The sequence below is a fragment of the Streptomyces sp. NPDC079020 genome (assembly GCF_044542225.1).
Lineage (GTDB): Bacteria > Actinomycetota > Actinomycetes > Streptomycetales > Streptomycetaceae > Streptomyces.
This window is the reverse complement of the sequence record NZ_JBITUB010000005.1, coordinates 1-21,282: the sequence shown is the minus strand read 5'-3', so window position 1 is coordinate 21,282 and position 21,282 is coordinate 1. Positions and strand designations below refer to the sequence as shown.

17 protein-coding genes and 1 pseudogene are annotated in these 21,282 nt (G+C 71.5%); 7 read left to right on the top strand and 11 right to left on the bottom strand.

The window, feature by feature from the left end:
- The first annotated feature begins 23 nt into the window (after positions 1–23).
- The 3 genes from ACIGJO_RS11830 (at position 24) to ACIGJO_RS11820 (ending at position 3,906) form a co-directional block, all read left to right on the top strand.
- Complete coding sequence (locus ACIGJO_RS11830; protein ID WP_399955790.1) at positions 24–1,055, top strand: phosphotransferase family protein; 1,032 nt, start codon at positions 24–26, stop codon at positions 1,053–1,055.
- 601 nt (positions 1,056–1,656) lie between these two features.
- Complete coding sequence (locus ACIGJO_RS11825; protein ID WP_399955787.1) at positions 1,657–3,306, top strand: glycoside hydrolase family 13 protein; 1,650 nt, start codon at positions 1,657–1,659, stop codon at positions 3,304–3,306.
- A 39-nt stretch (positions 3,307–3,345) separates the two neighbouring features.
- Positions 3,346–3,906, top strand: coding sequence for a cysteine hydrolase family protein (locus tag ACIGJO_RS11820; protein WP_399955784.1), 561 nt, complete (start codon positions 3,346–3,348; stop codon positions 3,904–3,906).
- Positions 3,907–4,031: 125 nt separating this feature from the next.
- Here the strand turns inward: ACIGJO_RS11820 and ACIGJO_RS11815 are convergent, their stop codons facing one another.
- From ACIGJO_RS11815 to ACIGJO_RS11785, 7 genes are all read right to left on the bottom strand, one after another.
- A complete protein-coding gene (locus ACIGJO_RS11815; RefSeq protein WP_399955781.1) occupies positions 4,032–5,651 on the bottom strand; it encodes a glycerophosphodiester phosphodiesterase family protein in 1,620 nt (539 codons plus the stop codon).
- Entirely contained in the window at positions 5,648–8,191 is a 2,544-nt protein-coding gene (locus ACIGJO_RS11810; RefSeq protein WP_399955778.1) for a S8 family serine peptidase, read from the bottom strand. The genes ACIGJO_RS11815 and ACIGJO_RS11810 overlap by 4 nt, the downstream gene beginning before the upstream one ends.
- A gap of 48 nt (positions 8,192–8,239) precedes the next feature.
- On the bottom strand, positions 8,240–9,541 hold the full coding sequence (locus ACIGJO_RS11805; protein WP_399955775.1) for a hypothetical protein: 1,302 nt from the start codon (positions 9,539–9,541) through the stop codon (positions 8,240–8,242).
- Positions 9,534–10,742 (bottom strand): hypothetical protein, encoded by a 1,209-nt coding sequence (locus ACIGJO_RS11800; protein WP_399955772.1) that lies wholly within the window; start codon positions 10,740–10,742, stop codon positions 9,534–9,536. The genes ACIGJO_RS11805 and ACIGJO_RS11800 overlap by 8 nt, the downstream gene beginning before the upstream one ends.
- A 106-nt stretch (positions 10,743–10,848) precedes the next feature.
- Positions 10,849–12,546 (bottom strand): GMC oxidoreductase, encoded by a 1,698-nt coding sequence (locus ACIGJO_RS11795; protein WP_399955770.1) that lies wholly within the window; start codon positions 12,544–12,546, stop codon positions 10,849–10,851.
- A complete protein-coding gene (locus ACIGJO_RS11790) occupies positions 12,543–13,067 on the bottom strand; it encodes a gluconate 2-dehydrogenase subunit 3 family protein (protein ID WP_399955767.1) in 525 nt (174 codons plus the stop codon). The genes ACIGJO_RS11795 and ACIGJO_RS11790 overlap by 4 nt, the downstream gene beginning before the upstream one ends.
- Before the next feature lie 2 nt (positions 13,068–13,069).
- Positions 13,070–14,245: an HAD family hydrolase gene (locus ACIGJO_RS11785; protein ID WP_399955764.1), complete on the bottom strand. Its 1,176-nt coding sequence runs from the start codon at positions 14,243–14,245 to the stop codon at positions 13,070–13,072.
- A gap of 814 nt (positions 14,246–15,059) precedes the next feature.
- Between ACIGJO_RS11785 and ACIGJO_RS11780 the strand changes: the two genes are divergently transcribed.
- On the top strand, positions 15,060–15,545 hold the full coding sequence (locus tag ACIGJO_RS11780) for a hypothetical protein (protein WP_399955760.1): 486 nt from the start codon (positions 15,060–15,062) through the stop codon (positions 15,543–15,545).
- Positions 15,546–16,086: 541 nt separating this feature from the next.
- The gene (locus tag ACIGJO_RS11775; RefSeq protein ID WP_399955757.1) at positions 16,087–16,341 is read left to right on the top strand and encodes a hypothetical protein; all 255 of its coding nucleotides are present in this window, start codon (positions 16,087–16,089) and stop codon (positions 16,339–16,341) included.
- 294 nt (positions 16,342–16,635) lie between these two features.
- On the opposite strand, the gene ACIGJO_RS11770 is transcribed toward ACIGJO_RS11775, so the two are convergent.
- The gene (locus ACIGJO_RS11770) at positions 16,636–17,538 is read right to left on the bottom strand and encodes a PaaX family transcriptional regulator C-terminal domain-containing protein (RefSeq protein WP_399955754.1); all 903 of its coding nucleotides are present in this window, start codon (positions 17,536–17,538) and stop codon (positions 16,636–16,638) included.
- Positions 17,539–17,598: 60 nt separating this feature from the next.
- On the bottom strand, positions 17,599–18,156 hold the full coding sequence (locus ACIGJO_RS11765) for a GNAT family N-acetyltransferase (protein WP_399955751.1): 558 nt from the start codon (positions 18,154–18,156) through the stop codon (positions 17,599–17,601).
- 217 nt (positions 18,157–18,373) lie between these two features.
- On the opposite strand from ACIGJO_RS11765, the gene ACIGJO_RS11760 reads away from it, so the two are divergent.
- Positions 18,374–19,639 carry a DUF418 domain-containing protein gene (locus tag ACIGJO_RS11760; protein ID WP_399955748.1) on the top strand — a complete coding sequence of 422 codons (1,266 nt, stop codon included), beginning with the start codon at positions 18,374–18,376 and terminating at the stop codon, positions 19,637–19,639.
- Positions 19,640–19,827: 188 nt separating this feature from the next.
- On the opposite strand, the pseudogene ACIGJO_RS11755 reads toward ACIGJO_RS11760, so the two are convergent.
- Both ACIGJO_RS11755 and ACIGJO_RS11750 read right to left on the bottom strand, forming a co-directional pair.
- Positions 19,828–19,983 (bottom strand): annotated as a pseudogene (locus ACIGJO_RS11755) (IS630 family transposase); the annotation flags it as partial.
- Between the two features lie 40 nt (positions 19,984–20,023).
- Positions 20,024–20,341 carry a S26 family signal peptidase gene (locus ACIGJO_RS11750; protein ID WP_399955745.1) on the bottom strand — a complete coding sequence of 106 codons (318 nt, stop codon included), beginning with the start codon at positions 20,339–20,341 and terminating at the stop codon, positions 20,024–20,026.
- Positions 20,342–20,995: 654 nt separating this feature from the next.
- Here ACIGJO_RS11750 and ACIGJO_RS11745 point away from each other — a divergent pair.
- Positions 20,996–21,214, top strand: coding sequence for a hypothetical protein (locus tag ACIGJO_RS11745; RefSeq protein ID WP_399955742.1), 219 nt, complete (start codon positions 20,996–20,998; stop codon positions 21,212–21,214).
- Positions 21,215–21,282 lie beyond the last annotated feature (68 nt).

The following is a 21,282-nucleotide window of genomic DNA, read 5'->3' as shown; positions in this document are numbered from 1 at the left end:
CCCTCTTCACGCAGGAGCGCGTCATGTCCGCCACCGCAGCCCTCTCCTCCGGTCCGGGGTCCGACGACGCCCACGACATCACCGCGCAGCGGGTGCGGCACGCCCTCGGACCGGTCACCCTCATCCGCGATACCGCGCTCAGCGGGGGCTTCTACAACTCCGCCCGGCTGCTCGAACTCGCCGACGGAAGGAAACTGATACTCAAGACCGCACCCCCGGCGAGCGGCCCGGCCCTCACCCACGAGCAGGGACTCCTCGGAACCGAGGCGCTGCTGCACCGTCTCGCCGCCGCCGCGGGCGCCGCCGTGCCCACCGTCCTGCACCACGAGCCCACCGGCCCCCGGACCCCCGCCGAGTGGCTCATCCTGTCCTACATCGAGGGCATCACCTGGGACGCCGCCCGCGACCGTCTCGCACCGGCCGACCGTGCCCCACTGCGCCGCCGCCTGGGGGAGAACCTGGCGCGGGTCGCCACCGTGACCGGGCCGGTCTTCGGGTACCCGCAGCACGCCCCCGGACTCTCCGCCGGGGACTGGCCCACCGCGTTCACCGCGATGCTGCACGCCGTCCTCGCCGACGCCGCCCGCTTCGAGGTCGCGCTGCCGGTCCCGGCCGCGGTCCTCGCCGGCCTGCCCGCACGATTCGTCCACCGGCTCGCCGAGGTGCGCCGCCCCGCGCTCGTCCACTTCGACGCCTGGGAGGGCAACCTCGTCCTCACCCGGGGCGAGGACGACGCCTGGCGGCTCAACGGCATCATCGACGGCGAACGCGCGTTCTTCGGCGACCCGCTCGCCGAGTTCGTCGGCCTCGACCCGTTCGGTTCGGCCGAGACCGACCCGGACCTCATGGCCGGCTACGGATCCGTCTCCTCCGCCCCCGTCATCGACGACGGCGCCCGCGTACGGCTCGCTCTCTACCGGATCTACCTCGCCCTGATCATGCGGGTGGAAACCGCCCCGCGTGCCTACGCCGAAGATGTCGTGGCCGAGATCGAGTCCTGGTCCGCCGCGCGGATCACCGAACAACTGACCGTGCTGGACGACGCGGAGGCCTGACACGCGCGGAGGTCCGGCACGTACGGAGGTCCGACACGGAGGTCTCGTACGGGGAGCCCGTGAGCGGCCGGGGCACGGGCTCCCCGTGCCCCGGCCGCAGGCACGCATCTGGACGACTGGATGCAGATCACTTGCGGCTGCTTGTGCTGATCTTGCGCGCCTTGCCTCGTCGTTCGCGTACGGTAGGTGGTTGCAAGGCTTCCGGGGGAGGGGGGGCAGCAAGTGCCTTGGGTGGGACGCCGTCCGGGGGCCGCCGCGGGCCCTGTGCTCGCCCCTTCGCGCTCCTGCGGTGCGCCCCGGCCGCGTACTGCCCGTTGCGCGCACTGTCCTCTGCGTGGCTCGGTTCCGCGTGCCTTGTTCCTCTCTCTGTCAGTCAATTACTAAATCAGCGCGATATCTTGCGGGGGCTTGGTGTGGGTGGTTGAGTGTGCGGCGCCCCACAACGCACCGGCGGTGGGGGAGTCCTTCACTTTCATGGCCCGAAGGGGACCACTCATGAGCGGCCTCACCGCCGGCGGCCTCAAGGGCTGACCGGCGGATCCCGCCCCCTCGCCATTCGCCGCACCCCGAGAACACCCGAACTGCCCGAAAGGACCGTCACGTGGCAGCCCCTCACTCGCATCGCACCGACGACTGGTGGCGCGACGCCGTCATCTACCAGGTGTACCCGCGCAGTTTCGCCGACGGTGACGGTGATGGCACCGGAGACCTCGCGGGTGTCCGGGCGAGACTGCCCTACCTGGCCGAACTCGGCGTCGACGCGGTCTGGTTCACGCCCTGGTACCTCTCCCCGCTGGTGGACGGCGGCTACGACGTCGCCGACTACCGCGCCATCGACCCCGCCTTCGGTACGCTCGCCGAGGCCGAGAAGCTGATCGCCGAAGCCCGGGATCTCGGCATCCGGGTCATCGTCGACATCGTCCCCAACCATGTCTCCGACCAGCACGCGTGGTTCCGTGCCGCGCTGGAGGCCGGCCCCGGCAGCCCCGAGCGGGAGCTCTTCCATTTCCGGCCCGGCCGCGGGGAGAACGGAGAGCTCCCGCCCAACACCTGGCCCTCCCAGTTCTCCGGGCAGACCTGGACCCGCGTCCCGGACGGCGAGTGGTACCTGCACCTCTTCACCCCCCAGCAGCCGGACCTCAACTGGGCCCACCCGGCGGTCCGCACGGAACACGAATCCATCCTCCGCTTCTGGTTCGGGCGCGGAGTGGCGGGCGTACGGATCGACTCGGCCGCCCTGCTCGCCAAGGACCCGGCACTGGCCGACTTCACCGAGGGCGTCGACCCCCACCCGTACATCGACCAGGACGAACTCCACGGCATCTACCGCTCCTGGCGCGCCGTGGCCGACGAGTACGACGGTGTCTTCGTCGGCGAGGTCTGGCTGCCGGACTCCGAGCGCTTCGCCCGCTATCTGCGCCCCGACGAGCTCCACACCGCGTTCAACTTCAACTTTCTCGCCTGTCCCTGGGCCGCGGACCGGCTCCGCCGGACCATCGACGACACCCTCGCCGAACACGCCCCCGTCGGCGCCCCCGCGACCTGGGTCCTGTCCAACCATGATGTGACCCGCACGGTCACCCGCTACGGACGCGAGGACACCGGCTTCGACTTCGCCACGAAGGCCTTCGGCACGCCCACCGACCTCGGCCTCGGCACCCGGCGCGCCCGCGCCGCCGCGATGCTGACCCTCGCCCTGCCCGGATCGGTCTACCTCTACCAGGGGGAGGAACTCGGTCTGCCCGAGGCCGACATCCCCCGCGACCGCATCCAGGACCCCATGCACGCCCGCTCCGGTGGCACCGACCCCGGGCGGGACGGCTGCCGTGTCCCGCTGCCCTGGCACGCCGAAGCGCCTTCGTACGGGTTCGGTTCGACGTCCGAGCCATGGCTGCCCCAGCCCCGGGACTGGTCCCGCTACGCGGTCGACCGGCAGCGCGCGGACCCCGGTTCGATGCTCGCGCTCTACCGCGAGGCCCTCCGGCTGCGCCGTGGTGCCGAGGGCTTCGGCGACGGACCGCTGACCTGGCTCCCGGCCGGCGACGGTGTCCTCGCCTTCACCCGCCCGCACGGCCTGATGTGCGTGGTCAACCTCTCCGACGAGCCCGCCGCCCTCCCGGCGTACGAGCACCTGATCCTGTCCAGCGGTCCACTGGACGCCGAGGGCCGGCTGCCCCGCGACACGGCGGTGTGGCTGCGCTCCCCGGCACCGGGACAGGCGGAGACCGGGGCGGCGGGCGGAGCCCCGTGACCATGTCGCCGCCCGCAGGGGAGCCGCTACCGTGACCCCATGTCACACGCCTGCGCGCTCCTCGTCATCGACATGCAGAACGGCCCGGTGGCCATCGCCCACCGGGCCGCCGAGACCGTCGCCGTGATCGCGGGGCTGCGCGAACGCGCCATGGCCGCCGGCATACCGGTCGTCACGATCCAGGACCGGGGTGCCGGGCTGGAGGCCGGGACCGAGGGCTGGCGGATCGTGCCCGAACTCGCGCCCGCTGCCGGTGAGGCCGTCGTCCACAAGAGCAGCCCGGACAGCTTCCTGGGCACAGACCTCGACGCGGTCCTGAGGGCGCGGGGCATCAGCGAGGTGATCGTCACCGGGTTCGCGACCGAGATCTGTGTGGACACCACCGCGCGACAGGCGCTGAGCCACGGGTACGACCTGGTGCTGGTCGCCGACGGGCACACCACGTCCGTCCGGCCCGACAGCGGCGAGTACGCCGCCCCGGGGCGGTCGGTCGCGCACCACAACGAGATCTTCCGGCACCTCGGCTTCCCCCGGCGGAGCATCCGCGTGCTCCCGGCGTCCGAAGTGACCTTCGCCCCGGCCGGGGAGCTGCCCGGATAGGCGCGCGCGAGGACGCCCCGTCCGGCACCGCACCGATCAGCGAGGCCGTCACCGCCGCCGGCCGGCGCTCCGGTCCCGCCGTGGGGGAAGCCGGCGTGGACATCGCCCGGCCCCGAACCGTGCGCTCAGTAGTAACACGTGATGCGCAGGTCCCGGAAGACGAACTCGTTGGCCTGGACAGGCAGGTAGCGCGACGGATCGGCCGCGTCCTCCTGGCGCCACCGCTTCCCGGAACACCGCAGGTGCACGGTCTCGTTCATCGATTCGTTGCGCACCGTCCCGACGCACACCCAGTCGTGGGCATCGACGTCGTTGCGGGTGTACGCGGCGAAGCAGGCACCGCGCCGCTCCAGCCGCAGCCGGGCCGCGAGCACCCGGCCGTCGCCCACGGGCGGCCCGTACTGGTTGGTGTCGTAGAGCGTGCCCAGGTTCCAGTTGATCCGGTAGCCGTCGTCCTCGTCGTGTTCGGCGCCGACGAACGGCGGTGCGCCGTGGGGGTCGTAGAAGGCGTCCTTGTCCCGGAAGGAACGAGGGAACCACGGTGAGCCGTCGTCGTTGTACGGCGGGCGGTGTGTGCCGGGGTCGGCGTTGACCGCCGCCATCTCGCACATGGTGGCCTGGGCCGCCACCGCCGAGTCGACCCGCACCTCGGCGGCGAAGTCGCCGCGCAGACCGTGGACCACGCCGAAGCCGCCGCCGCTGTAGAACGGCCAGTCGCCGAGCGCGTCCCAGGTGCGCTCCTCCAGCTCGGCGAGGCGGCGCTCGACCGGGTCGGCGGGCCGGGGCGGCCGGAGGTCTCCCGTGTACGGGGTGATACGAACGTGGATGCCGTCGTCCTGGAAGACATGGCAGTAGGAATTGGCCTTGGCGTAGCCGAGCGCGAAGCGGCGGGTGTCGATGTGAGTGCCGGCGAAGGTCTCGTCGAGCCGGCGGGTACCGGGGCGGAGGGCTTCGGCGGTGTCGAAGGTGGACTCGGTGCCGACCGCCCACGTGTACGGCTGCGCGGCGGCGAGCGCGATGTCGCCGATGCTCCCATCGGCCCGGGGCAGGACCAGCACGCCGAGCCGCAGATCCTCCGAGTGCCGGGCCTCGCCGAGCCGGAGGCCGAGGCCGGTGGGCCGGCCGTCGGGGCCTATCAGATCGTCGAGACCGGCCAGGACCAGGTCGAGAGCCCCGTCCCGAAGGGCCGCGTCGAGCACGCCCGGGTCCGGGCCGGCACCGGGGCCGTGCAGCGCGGTGCCGGTCAGCGCGGTGCCCGCATCGGGGCCGAGCCCACGCGTGTGGCGCAGCAGAGCGGGGTCGGATGCGGCGACGACGAGACGCGCGGTGGCGGCTCGGCGGCTGAAGATGTCCATGACGGCGGCGACCGTGTCCGCGCCGCCGGTGCTCACCCGCACCACATAGGTGATGTCGTCGGGCGACGCGTCGAGGAGGTCGTCGAGGGCCTCGACGCGCACAGGCGCGTGGCCCTGGGGCCGGTAGCGGAAGTGCGGGGAGCCGCGCGGTCTGAAGGCCGCGCTCAGGTCGAGCGCGCGCAGACCGGTGAACGTGAGTTCGCCGACCGAGGCCGTCGAGCCGGCCTGGCGGGGCAGACCCTGATCCGAGCCGGGCACGACGCGTCCGTCCGCGGTCACGGCGACGTCGAAGACGAGGACGTCGGCACCCTGGACGTAGGCGGATGTCAGCGCGGTGCGGGTGTGGGGCGGGGCGTGCAGGGCGTTGCCGCCGACTGCGGCGATCCTCATGGTGTCGTCAGCTCCTCTTCGCTGATCGGACCGGCGGCGCACACCGCGTAACCCTGCGCGGGGAAGGGCGTGTTCTGAGCGAACACCTTGATCGAGTACGTGCCGGGCACCGGGTTGCCGATCCGGACGGCTTCGACCGTGTTGGCGCGGTCGAGCGGGAGACCGGTGAGTTGTGCCACGGCGGTGCGGTCGAAGCCGGGGACCTTGTTGTAGGCGTGCTCCTCGTTGCCGACATGAATGGTGCCGTCGGGTGTGGTCACCGCGAGGTCGAGGTTGTTCTGCACGGCGTTGCCGGGGCGGTCGGTCCAGGCCAGGACGACTCTCAGATCGTCGGTGTGGGGGCCGTCCGGCACGGTGAGGCGGTAGGTGCGGCTGCCGCGCCGGGTGCCCTCCGGGTCGGCGAACGCTTCGAGCGCGCCGGGATCGGCGTCCGGCAGATCGGCCCATACGATCCGGCGGTCCGCCGGCGCGTCGGGGGTGGGCAGGACGAGGGTCAGGTCCAGCCGCCCGAAGCCCTGGTCGAAGTCGGGGTAGCCGAGATCCTGGGCGCTGTGCGGCGTACGCAGCGAGGGCAGGCGGCGGGTCGCGGCGATGAGGACGGCTTTCATGAGCGCGGCGGAGGGTGACGCGAGCCGGCGGACCTCGCGCAGGTACTGCCGGACGACGGCGGCGGCACCGGCGACGACGGGAGCGGCCATGCTGGTGCCGCCGATGTACATGTAGCGCCCGTCGTGGTCGGGGGAGTCACGCCAGGGGAGCCGCGGGTCCATCCGCGTGCTGCTGCTGCGGGCCGAGAGCACGAAGGTGCCCGGAGCGAGCAGGTGCGGCACGACACTGCCGTAGTCGCTGGGGCCCCGGCTGCTGATCGCGGCAGGCAGGTCGGGGTTGCCGCACACATGCTCGACGCCGGCCGGCGGCAGCGGGAACTGGGGCTGACGGAAGCGGTTCCAGGTCAGATCGGCGAGGCCGTCGTTGTCCCGGTCGGTGGTGCACGCGCCGACGGTGAGCGCGTTCTTGGCGGTGGCGGGGGTGCCGCAGGTGTTGAACTCGTGGGTTCCCTTGGGAGCGACACCGCTGTTGCCGGCCGCGACGACGACGAGGACGTCGGGATGCTCGGCGACGAAGCTGTCCACGGCGAGCGAGTACTGGTCGTAGGTGCCCGACAGCGGGTTGCCCCAACTGAGGTTGATGACGCGGGCTCCCGCGTCGACGGCACGGGCGAGCATCGGGCCCAGACTGGGCCCCACGTGGAGCCGGTTGTCCTCGTCGAAGACGCGGAAGACGGCCAGCCGGGCGCCGGGGGCGACACCGGTGATCAGGCCACCGCTCGCCGCGCCGGAGCCGACGACGATGCCGGCCACATGCGTGCCGTGGCCGGCGAAGTCGAACGCCTCACCGCCGACCAGGGATTCATTGACGACGATGCGGTCGACGAGGTCGGGGTGGGTGCCGTCGATGCCACTGTCGAACACACCGACGATCTCGCCCGCCCCGGTCCAGGGCACCTGGGCCGGCGGCTCGGCGGCGTCGGCCCGCGGTCCGACACGGTCCACGCCGACGAGCCGGCGGGCATGGTCGGCGAAGAGCAGGGGCGGCCGGTAGGGGGAGACCTGACGGGTTTCCTCCCGGGCGGCGATCACGGCGAGCAGGTCGCGCCGCCGGTCCCCGGTCAGGCCGGTGCGAAAGCGCAGCATCACATCGACGGCGGCGAGCACCTCGACGCCGGGCGTGGCTTCGAGAACGGGCCGCAATGTGACGAGATCGTGGGGATCGTGCACAAGAACGTCGAACGTGTCGAGGTAGGGGTCCGCGGCGGCGACGCCCTCGTCGGCGAGCAGTCGCGGACCGGCGGCACCGGGGGAGTCCGGGGCGAGCGCGTCGTCGAGCGCCCGCGTGACCGTGTCGGCGAGCCCCCACGGTCGTACGGCGGTCACCCACGGCAGGCCGGCGACCAGGTCGCGTTGCCCGGGGGTGAGGCGGAGCCGGTAGGTTCCGGGCGGCTGAAACTGTATGACGTGGGCACCGATCCCGGCGAGAACGGCGCGGCGGGTCCGGTCCAGCGGACCTCGCAGACGTACCAGATAGGTGTTGTGGTCCGGCTCGCCCGACGCGACGGGAAGGGGCGCCGCGCCCTCCGCACCGGCCGCTTCCTGTGCGTACGCGTCCATGGCACGCTCGGTGAGGTCCGCCACGAACTCCGGGTCCGGTGCCACCCGGTCGGTGGTGCCGGAGGCGCCCGCGCCGCGCGGGGGCAGCATGCTCTGCGGGCCGTCACTGCCGGGCGGGGCGTCCGTCGCGGCGGGCTCCTCGCGTGCCGCGTGCTCGGCCGTGAGATCGGCGCGGACGTCGATGATGCAGTCGGCCGCGCGAAGCCGGGCGATCCGCTCCCCGGAGGTCTCGGCGAGGATGACCCCCTGGTAGCGGTGCGCCCGGTCACCGAGGATCGCCTCGATGCCCTCGGCCTCCCGGTCGGTGTCGAAGTAGACGGCGATCCGGTACTGCCTGTCGGGGACTCCCTCGGGGTCGGCTCTGCCGGACATCGTGGTCTCGCTTTCGGAGGGGGGTGGCGCTGATGGGGCGTTTCGGTGTCAGTCCTCCCGGTCGTCGGTGTGTGCCCAGACCTCGGCGACAGGTGCGGCCCGCTCGGTGATCCCGTCGAGCAGCCGCAGCTGGGTCCGTTTCTCCGCCCCGACGGGTGCGGCTCCGTCGGCGAGCAGGGCGGGGCCGCCGCCCGGGAGCGGCGTGAGCACCTCGTCGTACGGGCACGGGCCGATGTCGAGCAGAGGACAGAAGGAGCACGAACCGCGGGGGCGCGTCAGGTGCCCGATGCGTTCGTCGTGAGCCAGCCGGCCGGAGCGGGCTTCATGCAGGAGTTGTTCGACGAGCAGTGGCCGGGCCCGCGCGTAGTCGTCGGGGTGTCCGGTGGGATGCGGGGCGAAGAGCACCCGGGCGTCGAGTTCCTCGCCGTCGTCGAGGGCGCCGTAGGTGAGCCGGACCTCGGTCGCCATCAGCTGCGCCATGGGGGTGTCCGGGGCCGGAACGGGCGACAGACGGTCGCCGAGTTCGCCGGTGAACGCGTTGGCGGTGCTCTGCCCGAGCACGAGGATCACGGCCGGCAGCGACTGGAACATCTGGCGCAGCAGATGGCGGCGGGTGCGGAAGCACTCGCCGACGATCCCGACTCGCTGGTCGTCGGTCATCGGCGGGAGCCGCGGGTCGTCCGGGTCGCTCCGGGTGGTCCACTTGGCCGAGGCGCAGGCGACCATGTTGCCGTACGACAGGTCCTCGCCGACGGCGAGCGTGCCCCGGTCGAGGCCCAGTTCGGCGCCGAGGTCGTCCAGCAGCCGCTGGTAGACGAGGTACATACGCTGCGGCTGCTCGCGGACCGGGATCCCACGCCGGCCCTGCGCGTCCTCGGGCACGTTCAGCGGGACCCCGGCCAGGGGATCGTCGTCGGGTCCGCCGCCGAAGGCGCGGTACGCGTCCTCGGGCAGCTCGGGCTTGAACACCCCCCGGTGCCGGAAGTAGTGCGCGTACTGGCGCACGGAGTCGAAGTCGGGGGTGAGCGAGCCGTGGCTGTCGGGCCACCAGCCCGGAAGGTTGGGGTTGATGCCGACGGCGAGGATCGGCGCCTTGCGGCAGCCGGACAGCGGCTCCGGCAGCGGAGTCATCCGGCCGGTGTAGTGCGAGGGCCGCACGATCGAGGCGTCCGGCGGCGGCCCGTCGGCGTCGTAGTCGTACGAGTGGTAGGTACCCCACGAGCGGAAGTACGCGCACGGATGGGCCCCTGGTCCGGCGTACTGCGAGGTGCGCAGCGCGTTGCAGGGCATGAGCTCGAAGAGCAGCTCGACCTCGATGGGGAGCCGGGTGACGGCCGGGGGGTCAGGCATGGTCGAAGCCCGCCTCGGAGAGACCCGCGAGCAGGCCCCATGTGGTGAGCGCGCCGCAGACGCTGGTCCAGTAGCCGTACGACTCGTAGTAGGCCACCGCCCACATGGTCTGCTGGTTGAGGCGGAACTCGCGGGTGGGGAGTTTGCCGTTGATCTGGGGGTCGGACATGTTTCGGACCACCACCCAGTCGGGCACGTGGTCCGAACCCGCGTCGGTGAGGTCGGCGCAGGCCAGCCCGAGCGCGGCGTCGCCCATCTCTACGGCTGCCCCCTCCTGTTCCAGGCCGTTGGTGGATGTGCCGTACTCGAAGTAGTCGGTGGTCAGGATCGGGTGGAACTCGGGCATGTCCCGCGCGCCCTGCTCGATGCGGACGGTCGGCTCGTTGTCGGGCGGCACGAGCAGCGGCCCGGGGAAGGGGAAGCGGGTGGACGGCGGGCCGAACAGCGGTTCGGTGAGCCGGTCGGAGAAGCCGCGCATCAGCTTCTGCGCCTCGTCGACGCGGCCGAGCGGGAGGGTCCAGTCGCACTGGAACGCGCGGCCGTTGAACTCCTCGTTGCGGAACTCCTTCTGGCAGCGGAACTTCGCCGCGCGTGTGACCACGACGTCGCCCAGGGGGAACTCGCCGAAGACGCTGCCCGAGGTGCCGATGGTGGCGATCACCCGCGGCCGGACCTCCTCGATGATCTGCTCGAAGAAGTCCCGGACGGGCAGGGTGGCGGTGCCTTCGCCGGTCTTGAGACCGTCCTGGTTGAGGTGGAGTTCGGACTTGACGCACAGCACGTCCAGGTCGCCGAGCTTGACGGGGAAGTACGAGCCCAGGCGCGGTGGGCGGGCGGAGAGCGAGGGCGCTCCGCCTCTGATGAGCGGCCGGTAGTGCTCCTCGAAACGGCGTGTGTACCGGTACCAGCGCAGTCGGCCGAAGCCCTGGGTGAACACATCGGCGAGGGCGTTCTGTTCGGCGACTGTCCAGGTGATCACGACGATGTCCGCGCGGGGCAGCGCGGCGTCGGGGGACGGCTCGACGTCGAACGGCTGGGGGACGGGAGCGAGCCCGTCGGGGAAGACGATCCCGAGATCGGCAGCCAGGACGGGGCCTTCCGGCGCCGCGGCCAGGTCGGGCGACAGTTCGAGGTCCGCCTGGGTGACCCCGGCGGACAGCAGTGCGCGGGCGATGTCGACTCGCTCGTCGAGGGTGTCCATGATGCTGCCTTTCGAATCGTTTCCCGGTCCGTCCGGAGTCGGTGCGCGGGTCGCTCGGTGCGCGGGTCGCTCGGTGTGCCGGTGCGGCTCATCGAGGACACGCGACTCAGTCGGGGTCCGGGAGCCGCTCGCACACCCGGTAGGCGTTGGCGAGAAGCGTCAGGGTGGGGTTCGAGGCACCGGCGGTCGGCATGAACGCACAGTCGAGGACGTAGAGTCCGGAGACGGTGTGCGACTGGCAGTTCTCGTCGAGCACGGAGGCGTCGGGATCGGTGCCGGCGCGCAGCGTGCCCTGTACGTGCCCGTAGCCGGGGTTCTCCGCGCCGGGAACGTCGTAGCCGCGCAGCTCGCCGCCCGCGTCCTCCATCACCCGCACCACACGGTCGATGGCGTAGCGGGCCGCGGCGAGGTCGTAGGCGTGGTGCCGGTACCAGATCCGGGCGGCGGGCATGCCCCACGGGTCGGTGACGTCGGGGTCGAGTTCGACCCGGTTGTCGTACAGGGAGAGCGCCTCGCCGGTGAAGGAGAAGTAGACGCCGCCCTGGCGACGCAGTTCGTCGAGGTAGGCGTACAGGTCCTCGCCCCACAGGCCGCCGCGGCCCGGCCCGAGCGCGGCGGCCTTCACGAGCCGGACCGGCGGCACACAGGTGTAGGGGTCGTACACGGAGAACTTGCCGGCCTTCGTGACCGGGGTGGCGGGGTCGTCGACCACGTACAGGTCGCGCAGTTGCAGGGAGCCGATCGCGGTGGAGGGCTGCTGAGCGCCGCCACCGGTCCACACGGGCTGGAGCGGGAAGGTGAGTTCGGCGTTCCCGTGGGTGTGATAGGTCAGATAGTGGCCGATCATCCGGTTGGGGTCGGGCACCTGCGACACGAGGAACAGCCGTGCCGACTCGATGGTCTGGATGGACACCACCACCTGGGACGCCCCCAGGAACCGTTCGGGCCCGCCGGGCTCGGTCCGGTACATCACGCCGCGTACCCGCCCGTCCTCGTGGACGATCCGGGTGACGCAGTGTCCGGTCAGCAGATCGCACCGGCCGGTGGCCAGGGCGCGCTGGAGCACGGTGTTCAGCGCCGAGGCCCGTGAGTTCAGACCGCAGCCGAAGAACTGGTTGAAGCCGCAGAACGAGCAGGCCGGACGGCCGTCGTACACCCGGGAGTTGATGGCGCGGGGGCCGAGGTAGGGCCGCATTCCGGCGCGGCCGAACGCCTCGGTCAGGAACGGCACGGCCGCGTGCGGGCGCAGCGGCGGCATCGCGTAGTCGTAGCCGGCCCGGAGCGGTTCCTGGGCGGGGGACTGCCGGGCCCGCCCGGAGACGCCCCACTCGTACTCGGCCCGCTCGAACCACGGCTCGAACTCACCGTAGTTCCAGGGCCAGTTCACCATATCCGCGTCGGGTGGCACGTCATGCAGGTGGTCCAGGACGCGGAAGTCCTCCTCGGTGTAGCGGGGCACGTTGGCGTCCCACACGTTCGTCGCGCCGCCGGCCATGTTGACGTTCCACCAGCGCTCGACCCGGGTGGGCCGGTCCTGGGCCGGTCCGGCCATATAGATGTTGGGGTCGGTATCGCGGTGCGGGATGAGCGCCTTGTGCGTATGGAAGTGGAGTTCGTCGTACGGGAGGAAATCGTCGGAGGCCGGGAGCGGGCCCTTCTCCAGTACGGCGACGTGGCGTCCCCGCGCGGTGAGTACGCGGGCCGCGGTGCCGCCTCCCGCGCCGGCGCCCACGACGATCACGTCGTATGTGCCGGGTGCGTGGGGTGCGTGGGGTGCGCCTGGCGCGTCGGCCGTGGCGGTCATGAGTCCTCCCCGGGCCGGTCGGCGGTCATGGTGGTGGGGCGGGTGAAGGGTTCGGCCGGTGTGGGATAGCCGTACCAGTGCCAGATCACCGCTTCACGGTTGCCGCCCCAGCGCGGGTCCCCGAAGCAGCCCTCGATGCAGTGGGCCCGCAGCAGGGCGAACGCGGCCGGCTGGGCGAGAGCGTCCGGGGGCCAGGCGGGCAGGGTCCCCGCGCCCAGGTCGCGCAGCAGCGCGGTGGCCTCGGCACGGTCGAGTCCGGCGACGCCGCGTCCGGCGTACGCCTGTCGCGCGGCGGAGTCGAGCGCGGAGAGCAGCACCGGGTAGGCCTGACGCCATGCCGGAATCTCCGGATGCGTCCCGGGGCCCATGACCAGGAGCCGGTCGACGTATTCGGCGGCATCGGCGTCGGCCGCGCCGGGCCGGCGGTCCCCGCCGGGCAGGATCGCGTCGAAGAGCACCTCCACGGCCCGCCGCTGGTCCGTGTCGAAGCAGCCGGTGTCGGGCGGTCGCAGGATCCACATGGTCAGGCCTTTCCGGCGATACGGGTCGCCCCGTCCGCGCTGTCCGCCGCGTTCCCCCCGTCCGCGCCGCCCACGTCGTCGGCGCCACGTGTGCCGTCCGCGACATCCGCCTTGTCGAGGGCCTCTTCCGTCGCGGCGACGATCGCCGCGTAGGGACCGATGTCCGGCGGGCCGGTGTGGCGGACGATGGCGAGCACGGTCGCGTCGTCCGCGTCGGTGAGGTAGCGCCCCAGCTCCGGATACAGCTCGTCGTTCTCGCGTACCGCATGCGACCGGAAGAGCAGGACGAAACCCTCCGTGCAGCGGCGGAAGTCGGAGATCGCGTGGACCACGTCGCCGGGGTCGCCGTTCTGGATCCGCTGCCAGGCGACGCGGATCGCCTCCCAGTAGGCGCGGGCCTGGTCGTGCTGGTCGAACATCCAGCGGGCATGGTCGGGCGGCATACCGCGTGCGACGGCCAGTGGCACGATCGCCTCCTCGGCCTTCAGGTGTGCCTGGTCCGCGAAGTTGGTGAGCGTGTACACGAACATCCCCATCGCGGTGCGCACTTCCGGCGGGATGTCCTGCGCCCGGTGCACCGGTGCGAGCGCGCTGACGATGCGGCTGCCGCAGGCGAAGATACGTTCGCCGAGCAGATGCTCCTGTTCGAGGAACTCCTCGAAGGCACGGCCGCTGTCACGGATCGACATCCCGTGCCGCGTGATCACCGCGGGCTGGAACTCCTTGCCGGGCGGCGACGGCTTGAGCATGCCGCGCATGCCGGCAGCCTGGGCGGCGAGGACTTCGATGAGGTTCTCCCCGACGAACAGGCACCGCTCGATCGGTACGCGCATCTGATCGGCCGCGAAGCGGTAGATGGCGGGATCGGGCTTGTCCAGCTTGGCCTCGTGGTTGATCACGATGCCCTGCGGGTCCAGGATGTCGGCGAGGTGGACGACGCTGCCGTTGTGTTCGGTGACGACGGCCTCGGCGATCATCCGATGTCCCTGCTCGGCGCTGACCTCCGCGGGCAGGTTGGTGATCACGCCGATACGCAGCCCCACCAGCTGCCGCACGGCGTCGAGCAGCTTCTCGGTGCTCGGCCGGTACAGCGCGAGATGACCGGGCCGGTCGACTTCTCCGAGGGTGTCGCGCAGGTCGAAGAAGACCACGTCGCAGTCGACGGTGGTGGCAGGCATGGGACGGCCCCTTCCCTGGCTGTGTAGGAACCCCCGGCTGTGTACGAGCGATACGGACGCGACCTCGTGGGGCGGGGCGCCGGGCTGTTCCGGAGAGCACGGGGCGCGACAGGCCGTCCCGGGCGACCCGCTGCGGTCGCTCTGGATGCTCGTACGCGTGACTCCGGTGCGCGGTATGTCCGTACGCGAATGATCCGTACGCGCAACGTGCGTACGTGATCGTCCCGTGCCGAGCACCGATGGGCATGAGGGCTTCCGGACACCGTCGTGCCTCGCTGCTCCTACTCCGTCGACCGTTGACCGCCCCCGACACGCAGCGGCGCGTGAGGCTCGCAAGCAGATGCGGGTGGCCGCAACGTGAGGGCCGCTCGCCCGTCCTGAGGGCCGCTGGCCGGCGGCTGCTCTGCCGGAGCGCTGTCGGTGAGGATCCGCCCGGTGTCTTCGCTCGGATCTCCGGGCCAGGAGATGAATACCTCCATGCGTCATCTCCTCATCCATGGTCGCCCTCGACCGGTGCCTTCGCCACTCGGCCGCGGGAGCGGCGCGGCCGAGCCGCCCGACCTCCCTGCCGACCGAGGCCGGCCCGGCAACAAGCCCACGTGCTCACGAACAGGGCCCCGCTCAGGGGCCTGCGCCGCCCACGCTCACCGGGGGCGTTGGGGTCTCTGGGGTCTTTGGGGTCTCCGGGGCTGGGGATGAGCCGTGTTGGCTATGGGCATTCGTGGGGCGAAGTCGGCCGGTTCCGGCCCTTTCGGCTCCGCTGCGTGGGGTAGGGGCACGTGGTCGCACGTGCTCTTCAGAACGGGGAAATGGTATGAGCAGATCTCTTGTCGGACGTCGGGCAGCTCGTTGGACGGCTGTCACCACCGCCGTCCTGCTGGCCCTGACGGGAGCCGAGCTGGGGGCCTCGGCCGCCCCTGCCACAGCCGCGCCCGCCGGTGCGGTCTCGTCGGACGGACTCAAGCCGGGCGACGCGCTCACTGCTCACAACTTCCTCCTGCAGATGGACGGAAGCTCTGTCGAGTACCTCCGTGAGGTCAACGGCCTGGATGTCGAGAACCACCGAGTGACCTTGGTGCGGGGCGATTTCCACAGCTTCGCGGTCGAGCGCTGGACCGATGACGCGCTCGCGGGTCGCCCGGGGCGCCTGAAGGACATCACCGTCGCGTTGCTCGACAGCATGGACAACCCCGTGAAGCGGTATCACTTCGGGGGCGCGTTCGTGGAGCGCGTCGAGTTTCCCCCCTCCCCGGGCGCGGATGCGCTCACTGTCAGGTTCTTCACGCTGACCATCGAGTAAGGACTGTTCGGCAACCTTGCGGAGCAGCACGCGGCATCGGACGCGGAGCATCGCGAGGCGGAGGGACGTCCGCACACCACAGGTATGCGGACGTCCCGACGACGCCGCGCAGCGCGGCTCATACGAAGTCGCACGCGAGGCCGTCAGGAAAGGCTGTCAGGAGAGGTCGTCAGAAAAGGCCGTCCACAAGGCCGGGAACACCGCCGGTTGCCGGTGGGCGACCGCAGGCGGCGACATCGGCGCCACGCTCGACGACGCGGTCGGCGCCGGATCCACGTACCCGGTCGGTGCTATATGGGGCCGCGTCCGCGATGACCGGAACGGGTGCGCGCATGCCATGAGGGCTGGGGCTCTCAGCGGTGGCCGTACGCGAGGACGGCTCGCGTGTGGGGAAGGCGGTGACCGCGCGCTCCGGGATCAGCCGAAGGTGTGGTTTGCGTCCGGTTGCCGGGCATGCGGCCACGTGAACGTCTGACTCTGGTGCGGGCAGCGCAGCAGTCCTTCGAACCGCGCCGGCCGAACCGAGGAGCAAGGAGCAGACATGGCTACGTACCAGACTGAGATTCACACCGGCGGGGGAGGGTGGCAGCCGGACGAGCCGCTCACGATTTCCCTGGCCAATCGCAGCGAGGTCGTACCCGCGGACGGTGCTCCCTCCACCGGCACGAACGTCACCTGGTCCAGCGACGAGGGAAACGGCAGCGTCACCTTCTTCGACGGCGGCAGCTCGTTCCGGGGAACCGCCCGGTTCCCCGGCGAGGGGCCGGTGGGCTACCGGGGGACGAGGGTCGAGTGACCCGCTGATCCGGCCGGATTGCGGGGCGGGCTCTGCCGGGTATCCGGCAGAGCCCGCGCGTGTCTCCACCGTCCCCGGCCGGTTGCCGAACGCGCCGCCGTCCCCACCGCACCGCTGCTCGGGCCGTCGACCCTTTCGGTCAGCGGACCGCGCTCACCGCCATGGCGTCGGGGCAGGCCTCAGAGTTCATCGCTCGCGGCTCGCAGCTCGCGGCTGGCAGCCGATCCGGCCGACCCGGCCCACGCCCAGGATGCGCGCGGTCGCCGCGTGCGCTGTCGGGCTCCGCGCCGTGCATCACCGCCCGTCGGGCGGGGTGATCGCGTCGCCGTAGATACGGAACAGGCAATGCGGCGACGTGGGAGCGTCCTCGGCCGTGGGGAGGGTGCGCAGGGCGGTCCAGCACTCCTGGGCAAGCCGGCGGGCCAGGCTGCCGGGCCAGGGCTGGGGCAGCAGTTCCGGGGGCAGGAGCGGGTCGGGGGTCATGGCGCGGGTGAATTCCGCGGCGAGTTCCACGGCCAGGGTGAGCTGTTCGGCCCCGGACAGGCCTCCTCCCCGCGACAGGCGGCCGGCCGACGCACGGGCGAAGCCGGCGAGGCGTTCGTGCCGGGCGGCGATCTCGTCCAGGGGCCATATGGCGGCTGCCAGCCGCCGGGGGTCGTCGGTGCCGCCGATGCGCAGGTCGGTACTGGTGAGGAAGGTGACCGAGTCGAGTACGCCGAGGTGTTGGGCCTGGGCCTCGACCAGTTCGGCGATGGGGTTGGCGCTGACGTACAGCCCGCCCTGGACGGGCGCCGCGCCCAGATGCAGCAGTGTCTCCCGCAGGGCGTCGCGGGCGGTGCGGCGGGACTCCGGGACGGCGAAGGCGAACAGGTGCCAGGCACCGTCCCAGGGGGCGAGTCCGTGGTCCTGACGGTAGGCGTAGCGCACATGGTCGGCGTCGGGGGCGATGGCCCCGGTCGCTCCGGCGGCCACGGCCCGCAGTACGGCCTTGCGTCCCCGGCCCTCCTGGGTGAACCGGCCCTCGGCGACCAGGCGTTTGACGCACAGCCGGACCTGCTGGTCGGTCATGTCCAGGAGTCCGGCGACGGCGTAGAGCTCACCGGTGTCAACGGTGCCGTCCTCGCGCACCAGGGCATGCACCAGCAGCCGCGTCGGGATTTCCGGGCGGTCCGTCTCCGCTGTGTCCCTGTGATTCATCGAGTGCTTCCTTCGTCCAGGCCGTACAAGTCGTTCAGGTCATTCGGGTATTCGGGTCATTCAGGTCGTCAGGTCCTTCGGGGTGACCGGACGATGCATGGTAGTCACCGCGCCGAAGCCCATCAGTGTCCGCAGGAACGGGGCCCGCCGCGTGCGTACCGCGGTGAAGCCGTGGCGTTCGTACAGGGCCCTGGCCCGCGGGTTGACGTCGACGACATCGAGCCGGATCCGGGAGCAGCCGTGCTCGGCGGCCACGGCGGCGACCTCGCGCAGCAGCATGCTGCCGATGCCGAGACCGCGGTGCGACGACGCCACGCAGATGCCGTCCATCACGAGCTCGTCCTCGGCCGGCCTCCGCGCGAGAACGGCGAGGAGGGCCAGCCGCGGCACCCCGCGGAGCAGCCCGTAGCCGGACAGGACGTCACGCGCCGATCCGCCGGTCAGGGCACGGCCCGCGAGGTCGTATCCGGCGACTCCGACGACCCGGCCCCCGCTGTCGAGTGCGGTGATGCCCCGGTCGTGGTGCAGATGGGACGCGAGGAACGTCCGGCCCTTCCGGGGCGGGCCGAGTGCGATGCCGAGCTTGCGGCCGAACGCCTCCCAGTACAGCGCGGCCACCTGTTCCTCGGTTCCCGGGGGGATCTCCCGGCGCGAGCGGGGTGCGCCGCCTCCTCCTCCGCCTCCTCCGCCTGTCGACTCCGGCCGCTCGCCCACGGTTGTCCCTCTCTCCCGGTGAAGGCCGTCGTGCGCCTCCGTCTGCCCTATTACGTCTACCGCCAACTATAGTACGCTCGCATTGAAAACGATCGTTTCAGATTCGATAGTTTGGAGTACCATGAGAGCCCGGTCGCGTACGGAGAACCCCTCGCGCCCCGTCCCCACGACAGCGGAGCGGAGGCAGAGCGGTGGTGAGAGGCTGGCGCAGGTCGACGCGCTGCGCGGCTTCGCGCTGTTCGGCATCCTGATGGTCAACATCACCTACATGGCCTCCGCCTACCACGGCACCGGCCTGGAGGACCCCGGACTCGGCGGGCCGCCGAGCGAGGCCGTCCGCGGGCTGGTGGCGGTCTTCTTCGAAGCCAAGTTCTTCCTGTTGTTCTCGTTCCTCTTCGGCTACAGCTTCACGCTGCAGATCGACTCGGCCGAGCGGCGCGGCGCCCGGTTCGGACCACGCTTCCTGCGCCGCCTGACCGGCCTGTTCGTGATCGGCGCCGTACACGCCGTCGTGCTCTTTCCCGGCGACATCCTCACCCTGTACGCCGTCCTCGGCCTGATCCTGTTCGCGCTGCGCCGCGTCCGGCCCCGCACGGTGGTGTGGACGGCCTTCGCGTTGCTGGCGGTCACCGCCATCGGATACGGGCTCCTCGCGCTCGCCGTCGGTCAGGCGGGCGGGGGCGGCGGCATTGCCCCGTCCACGGCCTCCGCCGCGGCACAGGCGACCGAGGACCTGCGCGGCGGACCTGCATCCGTCATGGGCGCCCACCTCAGGCAACTGCCTGACGTCGTCCTCCTGCTGGTCTTCTTCCAGGCTCCGTCCGCGCTCGCCGCCTTCCTGCTGGGCCTGGCCGCCGGGCGCCGACGGGGCCTCGCGGACACCGACCGTCACCTCACGCTCCTGCGTCGGCTCCAGTGGGCCGGGTTCACGGTCGGGCTGCTCGGCGGCATCGTCTACGCGGACGCGAGCCTCAACCACCCCGAGACCGCCTACCAGCTCTTCGCCCTCGGCCTCGACGTCATCACCGCCCCGCTGCTCGCCGCCGCCTACGCGGCGACCGTGCTGCGTCTCGCCCACGGCCGCTACGGCCGGGCCGTGGTCACCACGCTCGCGCCGGCCGGACGGATGTCGCTGACCAACTACCTCGGCCAGTCCCTGGTCTGCGCCCTGGTCTTCACCGGCTTCGGGGCCGCGCTGGTCGGCCGCGTCGCACCCATCGGCGTCGCGGGTATCGCCCTGGCCCTGTTCGCCGCACAGACGGTCGTCGGCCGATGGTGGCTGCGGCGCCACGCCTACGGCCCGCTGGAGTGGCTGCTGCGCGCCTGGACGACGCTGTCGATACCGGCGTGGCGCTCGCCGGGCGTGACCGGGTCACCCCGCCCGTGATGCTCCCGCCCCTTGATTTCTGACCCGACGCGAGAGGAAAGGTGCCTCGGCATGACCGGCACGGAGATGACGACCGTGGTTCGGCAGAGAACGCTGGACCGACGGCGGTGGCGTGGTGTTCGCCCTTGCCGACGTCAAGTCCGAGGAGGCGTCGATGTCTTTGATGTCGATCACGTGCAGGCCCCTCCGCTCACGCTTCCGTCCGGCATGCCCTGAGCGGACAGCAGCACCATCTGCACGCGTGCCGCCGGGTCACCACCGAGCCCGTGCCTCTGCGGACTGTGGGCAGCAAGCCGCCTGCCCTCGTCGTCATCGATCTCGCGAACACGCACTCGTACGGCCACCTGGACAGCTTGGCGGCCCGATGCCGTTGGAGCGTCAGGTTCAGGAGGAGTCGTCGGAGTCGGCCGTGAGCGTCTTGCCCGCGACCTTCGACCTGGTGACGCCGTCGACCGTCACACAGATACCGAAGACACGATCGTGGCTGGTCCAGCCGTTGACGAGGCCTCGGTTGTTACTGATCTGCACCCGCTTCCCGGCGAGGTCCACGGACGACACCAAGTGCAAGTACACCGACCCGGCGACACGGGCGAGGACGATGTCCCCGACCTCCACCTTCGACGGGTCGACCGGAGCGACGACCACCTGCTGCCGGCTCCGTATCAGCGGGACCATCGAGGAGCCGCTGGGCCGGAACGTCACGGTGGCCCCTTCAGCAACCCTGCCTGCCGCTGCATTCAATGCGCCCATCCGGCGATCGTGGCAGATTCCTCTGCACCACCCCACCGATTCACTCCTCCGTGCTCCACCAGCGAGGCGAAGGTTGTCCGATCCGGCCTGGCACTCCGGCTGGAGGCCGGCCGCAGTGTCGGATCACGCGACGGTTCCGCCGGGCCCGGGGTGGGCTGCTGCCCGGACAGCAGCGGACGAAGCCCCGGACGGCGGGGCTGGTGTCGGCGGGGGTGCCCGGGGCGGCGACGGCCTTGCTGGCGCCGGCGCTGCAGACGGACCGTCAGATGATGTCGGACCGGCGGATGATGGCGGACCGGGCGTGGAAACGCGTGGAGGTTTCGGGGCGAGAGCGATGCCGTAGCCGTTGGTGAAGTAGCGCAACAGCCGGGTACCGACATCCATGCCATCAGGTCAGGGGTGGCGCCGACACAGGCGTGACCGTCAGCACGATCGCGGCCCCTGCCGGGATCGCATCACGGACTTCGCCTCGGCCGAGTTCGTCCTTGCCGACTCGGCCGAGGCGAATCTGCCGTAGTTCCGGTTCTCGATGCTCTCCACGCCGAAAGTCGCTGGGGCTGCAGGGCTCGCTGTCGGACTTCTCGGTGATTGCTCGTAATCGGGGGCATGATCTTGCCGCTGCCGCTGCCGCTGCCGCTGCCGCTGCCGCTGCCGCTGCCGCTGCCCGCTGCCCGCCGGATCGGTCAGGTCTTCGTGATGACCTCCGGCAAGCGTTCGTCTCGGTGTCGTGGGATGGACACCGCACATTCCGTCCTCGTGATCAGCCCGACGAGCCGTCACCACACGGAGCGCGGATTTAGACCGACCGGCAAATGGATCACTTGAGGCGTCGGGTGGTGGGGCGGCCGTCCCAGCGGTAGCGGCTCGTCGAGCGTCGGATGAGCATGCGGAGC

What these genes read in the sequence shown, in the direction of transcription:
- ACIGJO_RS11820 (WP_399955784.1), top strand. Translation starts at nt 3,346, where the DNA reads ATGTCACACGCCTGCGCGCTCCTCGTCATCGACATGCAGAACGGCCCG.
- ACIGJO_RS11775 (WP_399955757.1), top strand. Translation starts at nt 16,087, where the DNA reads ATGGCTACGTACCAGACTGAGATTCACACCGGCGGGGGAGGGTGGCAG.
- ACIGJO_RS11830 (WP_399955790.1), top strand. Translation starts at nt 24, where the DNA reads ATGTCCGCCACCGCAGCCCTCTCCTCCGGTCCGGGGTCCGACGACGCC.
- ACIGJO_RS11795 (WP_399955770.1), bottom strand. Translation starts at nt 12,546, where the DNA reads ATGACCGCCACGGCCGACGCGCCAGGCGCACCCCACGCACCCCACGCA.
- ACIGJO_RS11810 (WP_399955778.1), bottom strand. Translation starts at nt 8,191, where the DNA reads ATGTCCGGCAGAGCCGACCCCGAGGGAGTCCCCGACAGGCAGTACCGG.
- ACIGJO_RS11780 (WP_399955760.1), top strand. Translation starts at nt 15,060, where the DNA reads ATGAGCAGATCTCTTGTCGGACGTCGGGCAGCTCGTTGGACGGCTGTC.
- ACIGJO_RS11785 (WP_399955764.1), bottom strand. Translation starts at nt 14,245, where the DNA reads ATGCCTGCCACCACCGTCGACTGCGACGTGGTCTTCTTCGACCTGCGC.
- ACIGJO_RS11760 (WP_399955748.1), top strand. Translation starts at nt 18,374, where the DNA reads ATGAGAGCCCGGTCGCGTACGGAGAACCCCTCGCGCCCCGTCCCCACG.
- ACIGJO_RS11790 (WP_399955767.1), bottom strand. Translation starts at nt 13,067, where the DNA reads ATGTGGATCCTGCGACCGCCCGACACCGGCTGCTTCGACACGGACCAG.
- ACIGJO_RS11805 (WP_399955775.1), bottom strand. Translation starts at nt 9,541, where the DNA reads ATGCCTGACCCCCCGGCCGTCACCCGGCTCCCCATCGAGGTCGAGCTG.
- ACIGJO_RS11815 (WP_399955781.1), bottom strand. Translation starts at nt 5,651, where the DNA reads ATGAGGATCGCCGCAGTCGGCGGCAACGCCCTGCACGCCCCGCCCCAC.
- ACIGJO_RS11770 (WP_399955754.1), bottom strand. Translation starts at nt 17,538, where the DNA reads ATGAATCACAGGGACACAGCGGAGACGGACCGCCCGGAAATCCCGACG.
- ACIGJO_RS11800 (WP_399955772.1), bottom strand. Translation starts at nt 10,742, where the DNA reads ATGGACACCCTCGACGAGCGAGTCGACATCGCCCGCGCACTGCTGTCC.
- ACIGJO_RS11745 (WP_399955742.1), top strand. Translation starts at nt 20,996, where the DNA reads ATGATCTTGCCGCTGCCGCTGCCGCTGCCGCTGCCGCTGCCGCTGCCG.